General features: G+C 46.8%; 10 protein-coding genes and 2 pseudogenes. 3 read left to right on the forward strand and 9 right to left on the reverse strand.

Annotation, left to right across the window (positions count from 1 at the left end; all coding sequences use genetic code 11):
- Together QT984_RS28755 and QT984_RS28760 are read left to right on the forward strand one after the other, a co-directional pair.
- Positions 1-111 (forward strand): annotated as a pseudogene (locus tag QT984_RS28755) (transposase); the annotation flags it as partial.
- A gap of 15 nt (positions 112-126) precedes the next feature.
- The gene (locus QT984_RS28760; RefSeq protein ID WP_333058522.1) at positions 127-948 is read left to right on the forward strand and encodes an MBL fold metallo-hydrolase; all 822 of its coding nucleotides are present in this window, start codon (positions 127-129) and stop codon (positions 946-948) included.
- A 357-nt stretch (positions 949-1,305) separates the two neighbouring features.
- Here QT984_RS28760 and hcp read toward each other — a convergent pair whose 3' ends face one another.
- From hcp to acsF, 4 genes are all read right to left on the reverse strand, one after another.
- The gene (gene hcp, locus QT984_RS28765) at positions 1,306-2,973 is read right to left on the reverse strand and encodes a hydroxylamine reductase (protein WP_333264028.1); all 1,668 of its coding nucleotides are present in this window, start codon (positions 2,971-2,973) and stop codon (positions 1,306-1,308) included.
- A 111-nt stretch (positions 2,974-3,084) separates the two neighbouring features.
- Complete coding sequence (gene hemN / locus QT984_RS28770) at positions 3,085-4,482, reverse strand: oxygen-independent coproporphyrinogen III oxidase (RefSeq protein ID WP_333058518.1); 1,398 nt, start codon at positions 4,480-4,482, stop codon at positions 3,085-3,087.
- An 86-nt stretch (positions 4,483-4,568) separates the two neighbouring features.
- Positions 4,569-5,315 carry a heme oxygenase (biliverdin-producing) gene (locus QT984_RS28775; protein WP_333375480.1) on the reverse strand — a complete coding sequence of 249 codons (747 nt, stop codon included), beginning with the start codon at positions 5,313-5,315 and terminating at the stop codon, positions 4,569-4,571.
- An 11-nt stretch (positions 5,316-5,326) separates the two neighbouring features.
- Entirely contained in the window at positions 5,327-6,403 is a 1,077-nt protein-coding gene (gene acsF / locus QT984_RS28780; protein WP_333264025.1) for a magnesium-protoporphyrin IX monomethyl ester (oxidative) cyclase, read from the reverse strand.
- A gap of 177 nt (positions 6,404-6,580) precedes the next feature.
- Here acsF and QT984_RS28785 point away from each other — a divergent pair, with 177 nt between their 5' ends.
- The gene (locus tag QT984_RS28785) at positions 6,581-6,976 is read left to right on the forward strand and encodes a helix-turn-helix domain-containing protein (RefSeq protein ID WP_333212269.1); all 396 of its coding nucleotides are present in this window, start codon (positions 6,581-6,583) and stop codon (positions 6,974-6,976) included.
- A 109-nt stretch (positions 6,977-7,085) separates the two neighbouring features.
- Here the strand turns inward: QT984_RS28785 and QT984_RS28790 are convergent, their stop codons facing one another.
- From QT984_RS28790 to gcvP, 5 genes and pseudogenes are all read right to left on the reverse strand, one after another.
- The gene (locus tag QT984_RS28790) at positions 7,086-7,310 is read right to left on the reverse strand and encodes a hypothetical protein (protein WP_333058511.1); all 225 of its coding nucleotides are present in this window, start codon (positions 7,308-7,310) and stop codon (positions 7,086-7,088) included.
- 30 nt (positions 7,311-7,340) lie between these two features.
- A pseudogene (locus tag QT984_RS28795) lies at positions 7,341-7,682 on the reverse strand (XisI protein).
- On the reverse strand, positions 7,670-7,801 hold the full coding sequence (locus QT984_RS29905) for an element excision factor XisH family protein (protein ID WP_445243059.1): 132 nt from the start codon (positions 7,799-7,801) through the stop codon (positions 7,670-7,672). Before QT984_RS29905 ends, QT984_RS28795 begins: the two are co-directional and overlap by 13 nt.
- Positions 7,802-8,133: 332 nt before the next feature.
- A complete protein-coding gene (locus QT984_RS28800; RefSeq protein WP_333058510.1) occupies positions 8,134-9,456 on the reverse strand; it encodes a serine/threonine-protein kinase in 1,323 nt (440 codons plus the stop codon).
- Between the two features lie 357 nt (positions 9,457-9,813).
- Entirely contained in the window at positions 9,814-12,759 is a 2,946-nt protein-coding gene (gene gcvP / locus QT984_RS28805) for an aminomethyl-transferring glycine dehydrogenase (protein WP_333375482.1), read from the reverse strand.
- Positions 12,760-12,927: the final 168 nt, after the last annotated feature.

Here is a 12,927-nt window from a genome sequence, read left to right on the forward strand (position 1 = left end):
GGAACTTGGATCTTAGATCCGAACGCTTGTGGAGAGTTGACCGCTACCGATGTTGAAGTAATTCTGCATCGGCAAGTCGATTCTGCGAATCAAGAATCCCCTCGGCTTTAGCCAGGGGAGTGTCAAGTGGACAGTACCTGCATTGACTGCGATACTTGTCGGTGGATGGCACCTGAAGTATTTACTCAAGCGGGAGAACAGTCTGCGGTTTACCGCCAGCCAACTAATGAAACTGAAGAAATGCGATCGCTCGCGGCTCTTTTGTCTTGTCCCACAAGTTCGATCGGCACTGTAGAAAAACCCAAAAGGATCAAAGAAGCCCAGCAACTGTTGCCCGCACTCGTAGCAGAAAATGTCTATCACTGCGGCTACCACTCAGAGAAATCCTACGCTGCAGCCAGCTATTTAATTGTCCGCCCTGAAGGAAACATTTTAGTTGATTCTCCCCGTTTTGTGCCGCCGCTAGTCAAAAACATAGAAGCAATGGGTGGCATTCGCTATATGTACTTGACTCACGGCGATGATGTGGCAGATCATCAACTATACCACGAGCATTTTGGGTGCGATCGCATCATTCATTATGACGAAATTAACGCTGATACTTGCCGTGTAGAAATGCAATTGTCGCCCACAGAACCGTATCAACTAGCAGATGATTTGTTGATTATATCGGTGCCCGGTCACACGAAAGGTCACACAGTTTTGCTTTACAATAACAAGTTTTTGTTCACCGGCGATCATCTTGCTTGGTCGGAAAGTTTGCAGCAGCTAGTTGGCTTTCACGATGTCTGTTGGTATTCTTGGCCAGAACAAATCAAATCTATGCAGAAGTTGGCTAATTACTCGTTTGAATGGGTGTTGCCGGGACACGGCCGCAGGTATAATGCCGATCGACAAACAATGAGCAATCAAATGCAAAAGTGTATTGCTTGGATGCTCGATGCTTAGTGCGATCGGGTTCATAACTCCGACTCAGCGAGATTCATTTGACTCCGGTAGCCTGTGAAAATCCGACTGCCATCTTTGAGAATATGAATCTCCATCCTATCTCTATTCTCGACAAGCGCGTGAATCTGCGTCAATCCCTTGTCCGGGGCGGTTAATACATTCTCTTTTTTTCACCGCAGATAAACACAGATTAACGCAGATGAATCCCTCTGAATAGACTTAGGATCGCGAATTAAATAATTTACACTCTTGAAAGTGGGGAGTAGGGGTTGGGCTTATAGCCCGCCATTTCTGGACGGGCGGGACGCCCATCCCACAAGAACCATCACGCATTCTAAGTTATTTAATTCTCATTCCTTAGCGAATGACTGCTAATGGGCTCAAGCAAGCTGCTAGATCGGCATCAGGGGTGGTAATGGCCTGCAAGTTATATTTCTCCGACAGAAGCTTGAATACATTGGGAGAAATAAACGCCGGTAATGTCGGCCCTAAACGAATGTTTTTAATCCCCAAATGCAAGAGAGTTAGCAAGACGGCTACTGCCTTTTGTTCATACCACGACAGAATCATGGAAAGGGGTATATCGTTGACACCTACCTCAAAGGCATTGGCTAGGGCTACAGCAATCTGAATCGCTGAGTAGGCATCGTTGCACTGACCAACATCCATCAGGCGGGGTAGTCCGTCAATGTCGCCCATTTGTCGATCGAAGAAGCGAAACTTACCGCAAGCTAGGGTGAGCACGACACAATCATCAGGCACTTTTTCTACGAACTCGGTGTAGTAGTTGCGATCGGGTTTGGCTCCATCACAGCCCCCCACCAGGAAGAAATGGCGGATTTTACGCTGTTTCACAGCCTCAATGATTTTATCTGCCACCCCTAGGACTGTATTGTGGGCAAAACCAACTGTGACTTCCCTGGGGGGTGCATCTTCAGTAAAGCCGGGAAGTGCCAGTGCTTTCTCAATAACGGGAGTAAAATCGGGTGTGTCATTGTCGATCGCACTCAAGTTAATCAGACCCGGATAGCCGACGGGGCCAACGCTAAAGAGTTTATCTTCATAATAGGAATGGGTTGGCATTAAGCAGTTGGTCGTAATCACGATCGCACCGGGGAACTTGCCAAAATCCTTGGTTTGGTTCTGCCAAGCAGTGCCGTAGTGACCGTAGAGATGGGGATACTGCTGTTTTAGTTTGGGATAGCCGTGGGCTGGTAGAAGTTCGCCGTGGGTGTAAACAGTAATTCCCGTGTCTGCTGTTTGCTTGAGTAAGCCTTCGAGTTGTTTGATGTCATGTCCTGAAACCAGAATCGCCTTCCCTTGCCGTGGATTGAGGGGAACAGGCGTGGGAATTGGGTGCCCATAGGTACCGGTATGTCCGGCATCCAATAGTTCCATAGAGCGCAGATTGATGGCTCCCACCTCAAGAGCAAGATTCACCCAATCCTGCAAGCTCAAAGTCTGGTTATCGAGGGCGACAAGTGCCTCATAAATGAAACGATACACCCGCTCGTCTTCCTGGCCCACTTCGTAGGCGTGGAAGGTGTAGGAGGCAAGACCCTTAACCCCATATAGCACTGTGAGTTTGAGTGAGAAAATATCCACATTCAAGCCAGACTGACTGAGGAACTGAGACGAAATCAGCTCACCCTGCTCAACCAGGCTATCCTCAAAGTTGGGTTCAAAGTCGGAAATTGCAGCCCAGGTAGGTGGAGTGTCTGTTGCTTGCTGCACTTGAGCCTTGAGGTTGGCGCGATGGGCGATCGCTTCTTGGAGATACTCAACAAACCGCTTTTCGGAAAAGTTGACATTCGTCATCGTGGCAAAGATCGTTTCGCAGGTGAAGACATCCACTGCATGAGTATCAATGCCTAACTCCTTTGCTTTCAGGGCAATCGGAGCCAACCCGCGCAGATAATAAATCAGCAAATCTTGGATAGCATTCACCTGGGGACTTTTCCCACAAGCACCAAACTGATGGCATCCTTGTCCGCTTGCTGTTTGTTCGCATTGTTCACAGAACATTGATTTTTTCCTTGTTGAATTGGTTAGAATTTACGCAAAAACTCGGTTATGAAAGTATTTATCCGTCCCTGACTATGTTAACTAATCTGAGTTAACAAATCTGACGCTGATTCATAGGGACTTGGAAAACCGTTTGCTTGAGTGGGGGATGAGATAGCTATCAAACACCGATGCAATATTGCGAATTAGCAAGCGCCCGATCGCAGTTACTTCAATGCCATCGCCCCAACGTTTGATTAACCCATCGGCTTCTAAGGCATCAAGTTGTGGCAAAACCTGAGCAAAATAGTCATTAAAATCTAGATCGAATCCGAGATGGTATTTTTCTTCCAAATCCTGCACCGACAGTTGGAATTGACACATCAATTCCATGATTACTGTGCGCCGAATCAGATCGTCATGATTAAGTCTAACACCTTTTTCGATAGGCAATTCACCCCCATCGATCGCCAGATAAAAATCTTTCAATCCCTTGTGGTTTTGGGTATACACATCCTGCAACATACTGATGGAAGTCATGCCAAAGCCCAACAGATCCGATTCTGGCTTAGTGGTATAACCCTGAAAATTCCGATGTAGTTGCCCAGCTTGTTGCGCGATCGCCAGTTCATCATTAGGCTTGGCAAAGTGATCCATACCAATAAACACATAGCCACTTTGCGTCAGTTGGTCGATCGTACTTTGCAGAATTTTCAGCTTTTCCCCCGCAGTGGGCAAAGCAGATTCCGGCATTCGTTTCTGAACCGGTTTGAGCCAGGGAACATAGGCAAAATTAAAGACGGCAATGCGATCAGGATTTAATAGCAAGGTCTTCTGTACAGTTTCCTGGAATGTGGCTTGTGTCTGGAAAGGTAAGCCGTAAATCAAATCTACATTTACACTTTCAAACCCAGCTTCCCGCATCCAATCCATCACATCAAACAACATCGCTTCCGGCTGCACCCGATTGATCGCTTGCTGCACGGTGGGATTAAAGTCTTGAATGCCAAAACTAATCCGATTGAAGCCTAATTGTCGCAAAAATAGAATATATTCGCGATCGATATAGCTAGGGTTGACTTCGATCGATATTTCTGCTGCGTCATCGAACCGAAAATATCGATTTAACTGGTTCCAGAGAAACTCTACCTGAGTGCGATCGAGATAGTTGGGCGTGCCGCCGCCCCAGTGCAACTGATGCACCAGCCGATCGGCATCCACCAAACTGGCAACTTGGCGAATTTGGCGATCGAGATAGCCTAAATAGGGTTCTACCACCTCCTTGCGCTGGGTAATGATGGTATTGCAGCCGCAGAAATAACAGGGCGTTTCACAAAAGGGGATGTGGCAGTAAAGCGATAAGGGGGTTTGTTTGTGATTGCCGATGGCGATCGCGGTTTTAAATGCTTTGCGATCGAAGTCAGTGCTTAATTCTGTGGCGGGTGGATAGCTGGTATAGCGAGGTAAAGGCTGGTTGTATTTATTCAACAATGCAGCATCAAATTCAACCGTTTGTGATAACTGTTTCATTAACTAATGTATCCTTCTGTTGTTGTGTAAATTCAGAACCCCGGCATATTTTAGAGATACGATCGATCTTGTTTTCCTTGGGCGAGTTATTTCGCGACAGATTCTCGCTTGGCATGAGGGCTGCGGCCTTCTGTGCTACCGGGGCGATCTTGCCGAGTCAGCAAATCAAAGGTATGATCTCCAATCGCCGCTTTCACATCGGCTTCGAGTTCGTGCATTACATCCTGGTTAAGGGTAAATGCCGCATTTGCTTCGGCGACAATTCGCTCGATCGTGTCAGCATCCACCGGAAACTCATCAAAGGTTTGGCGATAGCGTTCCTTAAATACTCGCCTTGCTTCTGGTGTCGAGATTTGGGAAAATTCATAGAAATTTGTTCCTTGATCCGGCGGCAGAGACAACGCCGATCGAATCACGTTTTTCAAGCTTTGTCCGCCGGATAAATCACCCATGTAGCGGGTGTAGGCATGGGCAATCAGCAGGACTGGATCGGTTTTTGAGAGGGTTTGAATGCGATCGCGATACACACAACCCGCAGGAGAAGCCGTAATTTCCTCCCGCCAATTTTCACCGTAATAAAAAGCTAGATCGCAAGCCTGATTCTCAGTGCGATTTAACTCAGGGAAATAGAGGGTTCCGATAATCGGGTGGTTGACATGGCTCTGCAAAGCCGTTTCTAAGGCGCTGTAAACAAAGTACAAATCGGCAAATAGTTTACGCAAAGGTTCCCGTTCCACAATGCCTTTGATAAAGCATTTCATAAATGCAGTATTTTCGGCTGTGGTGTGGGATTTTATCGTGCCTTCTCGGAGGCGTGTCGATAGATTAGTCATGGCAATATCTCCTAATTAATAGCGGTTCTGGACGATTCAGCATTAATCGAGGGCAGTAAATAAAGGCGCAACAACTGCCACGCGATCGCAGCAATCCAGGGTAATTTTTGGCAAAATTGGATGGCGGCAGGGCGCTGATTAGTTGAGATTTCTGCTAGCTTCTGATTGGCGATCGCACATCGATCCAAACGAGGAAAGAATTCTGGATGGTGGGTATCTAAAATACTGGGAAACGCCCGTTTTGCTGTTTCATTGGTGTGATGAATCACCTGCTTGTTATATTCATCGGGGTCGATGCCGATCGAGTCATAAAATGTGGAGCGTTCCAACACCGTCATTGTGTGGGTGGCAAACACCGTCAGTAGGAAAAAGCGCGCCCAGAGTCTTGCTTTCCAGTTATTCCAAAGCTTAGGCTGCGATCGCAACAAAGCCTTAAAGAAATCCCCATGCCGATTTTCGTCTTGGCACCAATTCTCGAAGTAGCGAAACAGGGGATAAATTTGATGTTCTGGATGTTGTTCTAGATGGCGATACACCAAAATATAGCGCCAGTAGCCAATTTTTTCCGACAGATAAACAGTATAAATTACCCATTCTGGAGGGAAGAATGTGTAGGTACGATTTTTTGTTAAATAGCCCAGATCGAGAGACAACCCAAAATCTGCCATCGCCTTATTCAAGAAACCGGCGTGACGCGCTTCATCCCGTGCCAGTAAGCTAAAGGCTTCCGATAACAACGGTTGGCGATTCTTAAGTTTGCGGGAGAGTTCTTTGAACAACAGAAAACCCGAAAATTCTGAGGTACAGGAGCGCTCTAGAAAGTCAATAAATGCCTTTCGCGTTTCGCCATCAATCTTGTCCCAGCATTGCTCAAACTCTTGATTGCGGACAAAATGGTGGCGGTTATAGTCCGCGCGCAATTCTGCTACAACTGCTTCTAATTCCGCTTGTTGCCCGGACAGATCCATTTCGGCAACGACATCAAAATTGGTGGTGTAAAAGCGTGGTGTTAACAGGGTTTCTTGAACAGGTGCTTTAATGCTGGATGGGAGACCAGCAGACTCCGATTTACTAATTGAACTGACCATAGGAGTGGAGAGTGGATTGTTCGGAATTGATGACTGTGCACCACATTGCCTTAATCCGCGATCGCCCACAAGTCAGTTACCAGTGGTATCCTATAGTTACTTTAGGTAAAGCATTGAAGCCAATAGGACGCTTGAGCCATTTCTAAAGAAATATGGAAATTATAGTGAAGGGAGTTTATGGTGGAAGCGAGTCAGTGCGTAGAGGTTAAATGTCCGATTCAATTTGTGCTGGATTTGTTGGACAATAAATGGTCAATTTTGGTTCTACGCGAACTGTTTGGAGGCGATCGCCGTCCCCACGAATTACTCACAGCACTTCCTGGCATCAGCACCAAAACCCTCACCCAACGCCTACGAGAGTTGGAATCTCAAGGGTTAGTCGATCGGCGTGTTTACGCCGAGATTCCGCCCCGTGTAGAATATTCCCTCACGCCCAAGGGTCGCCAAATTCAACCGGTGATGGCAGCCCTGCATCAAGTAGGATCGCAGTGGCTGGGCCAGGAGAGTTGTATTTGTCCACTAACACACTCGGATGCTAAGGACGATTTAAATGCACAACAGCTTACTCCTTGAGATTGACTCAGAAACCGGGTTTTTTACGACAATATTTCGTTCCCACCGACAGATAAAGTGAAAAAATGGTTTCTTTAGTCGAAGTGCGTAATATAATTTATAGTTTCTACTAGGCAAATACGGCTGCTACAGCTTGCGGCAATGCGATCGGTACAAAATATGAAACTGGATACAAATAATCTTCGCCAGATTCATCAATGACTCGGATTAATTGATGTTCCCCAGCGCGATTATCCGGGATTATTTGGTAGATTTTTCGCACTTCCAATGACGCTGGGTAGTCTTGGTTGTTAATGCAAACTACAAATTTTGTTTCTAAATTATGGGGATTCATGTCTCCTCCTATCAAATATATTTGATAGCGCTAGGAAGCTACTGCAAAATCCGTGTACTGCCGCATTCCAGGCTCGTGAAATGCTAATACAATATCTTCTTTAGGAACCCCAGCACGTACTAAATCTGTTGCGATTCCATCTTCTGTCCAGTCTTCCTCAATCCAGAATTTGCCATCCCGAATCCTAACGTAGACAGTCATCCCGGTAATGCGTTCTCCCTTTGGTCAGCCGAGATTCATCCACATATAATGACCGTTTTGTGCATCGGTAATTAAGAAGGTTTCGATGTCTGGTTGAGGACGGTGGCACAATTCTATATATTCGGTTAAAATGCGATCGATTAATTTGGGATACTCGGTTAGTTTATCCATTGTACTATTTCCTCTACTTCTGTATTGACGACAATTAGGGGAAGTTGATGTCTGTTTACAATTAATTGAATCGCATCTTGAGTGAAGAAAGTTTTATACGCTATGCTACTAATAGCCACGTAAAGTTTGCGAGTTTATGGGGTTTGGAGACTGTTGGTGGCGAGGTAGAAACCGGGTTTCTTCCTGAATCTGGGTGATGATGCGTAAATTATCGCAGAAACCCGGTTTCTTGAATTTGCCCAAAACCCGGAAATTTTAGCGGTGGCCCAAAAGTTCATTTTTGCTAATTGTTATAACCCGCAAGTGGCTGGGCAGATACTACAAAAAGCTACGGAAAATGGGCCGGAAACTGAGGACTCGCAGTGCCAGGTATCGGAAACGTAGAACTGGCGTGGCTTCGTGGTTTTATTGCCTGTAATAAATCTTTATGAAACCCTGAAACGCTTAGATGTTACACTTTACAAGTCTCGACGCGAGAGAAGAGACGGATCCAATCCCCACACCCTACCCCACCCAACAAACCACCACCTCCACCAGGGAGGTGTCCCGGCTGTGCCTTGGTGTTGAATTTTAGCTCACTCCACGACAACGAGCTATTATTCACATACCAACCTACCCGATCGCGAAACGCTTTCCATATTTTACTATCATATTCCCTGGTTCCCCCCAGACTTTGATAGATGCGCTTCTGTACCGAAAAGCCAAAGCGCCCATCACTGTATTGTACCCAAAGTTGGTCAATGGTACGCAAGTCCTCGCAGGGAAATTTATCAATATATTCAAAATGCAAGTATCCTTCTTTCTCCCTACCCGCCACCTTCAGCATGACTTCCGCCGTTTCCCAATCCGCTTCTTTCCACTTTCCTGCCGCTAATAAATTCCGCAAGTTTATATAATCCATTCCCACGGCTGAAATCACCCGCGTAGTCTCAGCAGCCACAGGTTTCGGTATCAGCAAATCCAACCATTCCTGCACCGACTGCGGGCGATTTTGCGGTTCCAACTCCATCCCTTTCATAATCGCGGCATTCACCCTGTCGCTAATCTCAGAATTGAATTGCTTTGGCGGAGTTAAAAGAATATTTTGCTTCCTGAATAGCGAGGGAAACGGCAACTCACCCGTCAACATGACATAAAACGTTGCTGCTAGGGAATAAACATCTGTATAAGCGCCTATTTCGGCACGTTTTTCTAATAATTCAATGGGTGCGTAACACTCAGTCCCGGAATTGCTATTAGTTCTCAATTTTCCCGGTGCTGTCATCTGTCGTGCTAAGCCAAAATCAATCAAAACGGCTTTCAAACCCCGCTTTCTGAGCATAGTATTTTGGGGTTTAACATCGAGGTGAGTAAATCCTTGCTTGTGAACAAAACTCAGGGCCCTTCCCAATTGCTTAATAATTGCCAAAGCTTTCTCTTCCGACAAAATGCCGTTATCTTCTAGATGGCTGGCTAAGTCAATCCCGTCAATTAATTCCATCACCATGCACCACAATTCGATATTTCCCACGGTTTCGGGAAATACTTCGTAAACTTGCACGACGTGGGGATGGCTGCACTTGGCTAAAGATAAGGCTTCGTTGACAAATTTTGTTTGGTATTCGCGAAAGTTTGGCTTACCTTGAACGTTGGCATTTAGGGTTTTGATGGCTACTACTTTGGCTTCTTTGAGGTTTTGGGCGCGGTAGGTGACACCGAATCCGCCGCCGCCGAGGATGGCTTCGATTAGGTATTTGCCGTTGTGGATTTGTTGTCCCGGCTGCCAGTGCCTCATAGCGGGTTTGTGGGGAGGGATAGGATGGTTTTGATTATAGCTGAGATGGGGGAATTTTTGTTGAGGCTTTGGATGATATCGTTTACGGTTGTTTCGGAATAATTTAACCGCAGAGGCCACAGAGGGCACAGAGGAAGAGAAGAGAGAGGTGAGGTTGAGAAACCGGGTTTTTTTACCTAGATATTCGGCATCTATCAAACCCGGAGATCCCCCCTAGCCAAGAGGGCGGGCACGGGGGCACCGCCCCTACAAGGGGGGACCGGAAGCGTTCTCAAAGTCAACCCCTACTCCCCTTTTTAAGGGGGATTTAGGGGTATCTAGACTCAGATATAAACGAGATTTACATTGATTACACTCTTAAGTGTATGCCTCCATTGGTAAACAAGAACAGACAAAATTACGATCGCCAAACGCATTATCTATCCGGCCCACCGCAGGCCAAAACTTATATTCGCGAGTCCAAGGTGCCGGATAAGCAGCTTGCGCGCGAGTATAAGGACGATTCCACTCATCAACCATCAGAGATTCTGCGGTGTGCGGCGCATTTTTCAAGACGTTATTTTGTGCGTCAACATTACCTTTTTCAATCTCCGCAATTTCGCCTCGAATTGCAATCATTGCCTCGCAAAAACGGTCTAATTCCTGCTTCGATTCGCTTTCCGTCGGTTCCACCATTACCGTACCAGCAACCGGCCAAGAAACCGTCGGCGCGTGATAGCCGTAATCCATCAACCGTTTAGCGATATCTTCTACTTCAATAGTCGCAGATTTTTTGAGCGATCGCAAATCTAGAATACACTCATGCGCCACCAAACCAGCTTTCCCTTTGTACAAAACCGGATAATAAGATTCTAACCGTTTTGCCATGTAATTAGCATTAAGAATTGCTACTTTTGTCGCCTCAGTTAAACCCACTCCTCCCATCATCCGAATGTACATCCAAGAAATAGGCAAAATGCTAGCACTTCCCCAAGGCGCGGCGGAAACAGCACCAACTGATATTTGTTGACTGTTAACTGTTGACTGTTGACTGTTAAGAATAGAATTAGTGGGCAAAAATTCCACTAAATGAGACATTACCCCAATCGGCCCCATTCCCGGCCCGCCGCCGCCGTGGGGAATGCAGAAAGTTTTGTGCAAATTCAAGTGACAAACATCAGCACCAAAATCACCGGGGCGGCACAAACCAACTTGAGCATTCATATTTGCGCCGTCCATATAAACTTGTCCGCCGCAGTTGTGGACAATATCGCAAATCTCTTTAATTTCTTCCTCAAAAACGCCGTGGGTAGATGGATATGTCACCATCAAAGCCGCCAATTCATTTTTGTGCTTATCGGCTTTTTTCCGCAAATCGGCAACATCAATATTGCCCTGAGAATCGCACTCGACAGCAACTACTTTCATCCCCGCCATCACCGCGCTAGCCGGATTTGTACCGTGGGCTGACTGGGGAATCAAACAGATATTTCGGTGAGATTCGCCTCGGTGTTCGTGGTATTGGCGAATAACTAACAAGCCTGCGTATTCGCCTTGGGAACCGGCGTTTGGCTGCAAAGAAATTCCCGCGAAACCGGTGATTTCTGCCAGCCACTGTTCTAGTTGCACGAACATCATTTGATAGCCGCGAGTTTGATCGCGGGGTGCAAAGGGATGTATCTTGCCAAATTCTGCCCAAGTCACCGGCATCATCTCTGCTGTTGCATTCAATTTCATTGTGCAAGAACCCAAGGGAATCATCGATGTATTTAGCGATAAATCCTTGGCTTCTAAACGGTGCAAATAGCGCAAAAGTTCAGTTTCTGAATGGTAACTGTTGAAAACTGGATGGGCGAGATAGCTGCTGGTGCGATCGCAAAAATCTGGTAAGGTCAAATAGGAATTCAATGCGTCGGCATCCAGCGGAATGTTGAGAGCATTCTGCCCGTCTGCCCTGATATAATCTTTATCCTGTGCAAAAATTTCCCACAACTCTTGCACATCTTCAGCGGTGACTGTTTCATCTAAAGTGATTCCCACTGTCGAATCATCGAAAACTCGGAGATTAATTTTGCGTACTTTAGCAGCTTCTAGAAGTTCTGACAGCGGTTTGTCTCCCAATTCTACTCGCAGAGTATCGAAGAAAGGTTGAGAACCAATTGTGTATCCGAAACTTCTTAAACCGGATGCCAAAAGTGCTGTTAAAGTCCGTACTTTCTCAGCAATGTCTTTCAGTCCAGACGGGCCGTGATAAACAGCATACATACTCGCCATCACTGCTAGCAAAACTTGAGCAGTACAAATATTGCTGGTTGCTTTTTCGCGGCGGATGTGCTGTTCGCGAGTTTGCAAGGCCAGACGCAAAGCAGATTTGCCGTTGGCATCTTTAGAAACGCCAACTATTCTCCCCGGAACTTGCCGTTTAAACTCTTCTCGCGTGGCGAAATAGGCGGCGTGGGGCCCTCCGAATCCCATCGGCACTCCGAAGCGCTGAGTGCTTCCTACGGCTATATCCGCGCCGAATTCGCCGGGGGGTGTGAGCAAGCAAAGGCTCAATATGTCGGCGGCTACTGTGACTAATGCGCCGACTTCGTGTGCCGATCGAATAAAATCGGTATAGTCGTAAATTGCGCCGTCTGTGGCGGGGTATTGCAGGAGAGCGCCGAAGATTGTACGATCGAACTCAAAGCCTCGATGGTCGCCGACAATGACCTCAATTCCCAACGGCTTAGCGCGAGTTTGCACCACTTCCACAGTTTGAGGGTGGCAATCTTGGGAAACAAAAAACGCTTTTGCCTTATTTTTGCTGGCGCCGTAACTCACCGCCATCGCTTCCGCCGCCGCAGTCCCTTCATCCAGCAAAGAAGCGTTGGCAATTTCCAAACCCGTGAGGTCAATTATCATGGTTTGGAAGTTCAGTAAAGCTTCCAATCGCCCTTGAGCAATTTCGGCTTGGTAGGGGGTGTAAGCTGTATACCAGCCGGGATTTTCTAGGATATTCCGCTGAATGACGGGGGGAGTTATGCAGTCGTGATATCCAGTGCCGATGTACGATCGAAATACCTGATTTTTTGCAGCAATTTCTTTCAATTCTGCCAAAGCGCTGTACTCGCTTTGCGCTGCGGGAAGTTGTAAGGGTTGAGAAATGCGAATCGCCGCTGGAACCGTTTTGTCAATCAACTCATCGAGGCTGGAAATGCCCAAAACATTGAGCATTTGCTGGATTTCGCTGGGTGTCGGGCCAATGTGCCGGCCCGCAAAACCATTGATGGAGGAAAGGTTTTGCTGCTGACTGGGTTCAAGTTGAGGGCTGTAGAGTACCAAGGCGGATTCTCCTGAATAGACTTTTGCTTCTTTGTTTGTAACATTTTGCTAAGAAAACCAGGAAGATTTTTTGCGTGTATCAAAGTCCGACAGTCCGACAGTCCGACAGTCCGACAGTCCGACAGTCCGACAGTCCGACAGTCCGACAGGGGTTGAAACCCCTGTCTC

It is taken from the genome of Microcoleus sp. Z1_B2 (genome assembly GCF_036700325.1).
GTDB lineage: Bacteria > Cyanobacteriota > Cyanobacteriia > Cyanobacteriales > Microcoleaceae > Microcoleus.

Bases quoted from the DNA above. Each gene is read 5' to 3' on its own strand.
- hcp (WP_333264028.1), bottom strand. From the start codon at position 2,973: ATGTTCTGTGAACAATGCGAACAAACAGCAAGCGGACAAGGATGCCAT.
- hemN (WP_333058518.1), bottom strand. From the start codon at position 4,482: ATGAAACAGTTATCACAAACGGTTGAATTTGATGCTGCATTGTTGAAT.
- QT984_RS28775 (WP_333375480.1), bottom strand. From the start codon at position 5,315: ATGACTAATCTATCGACACGCCTCCGAGAAGGCACGATAAAATCCCAC.
- acsF (WP_333264025.1), bottom strand. From the start codon at position 6,403: ATGGTCAGTTCAATTAGTAAATCGGAGTCTGCTGGTCTCCCATCCAGC.
- QT984_RS28785 (WP_333212269.1), top strand. From the start codon at position 6,581: ATGGTGGAAGCGAGTCAGTGCGTAGAGGTTAAATGTCCGATTCAATTT.
- QT984_RS28790 (WP_333058511.1), bottom strand. From the start codon at position 7,310: ATGAATCCCCATAATTTAGAAACAAAATTTGTAGTTTGCATTAACAAC.
- QT984_RS28800 (WP_333058510.1), bottom strand. From the start codon at position 9,456: ATGAGGCACTGGCAGCCGGGACAACAAATCCACAACGGCAAATACCTA.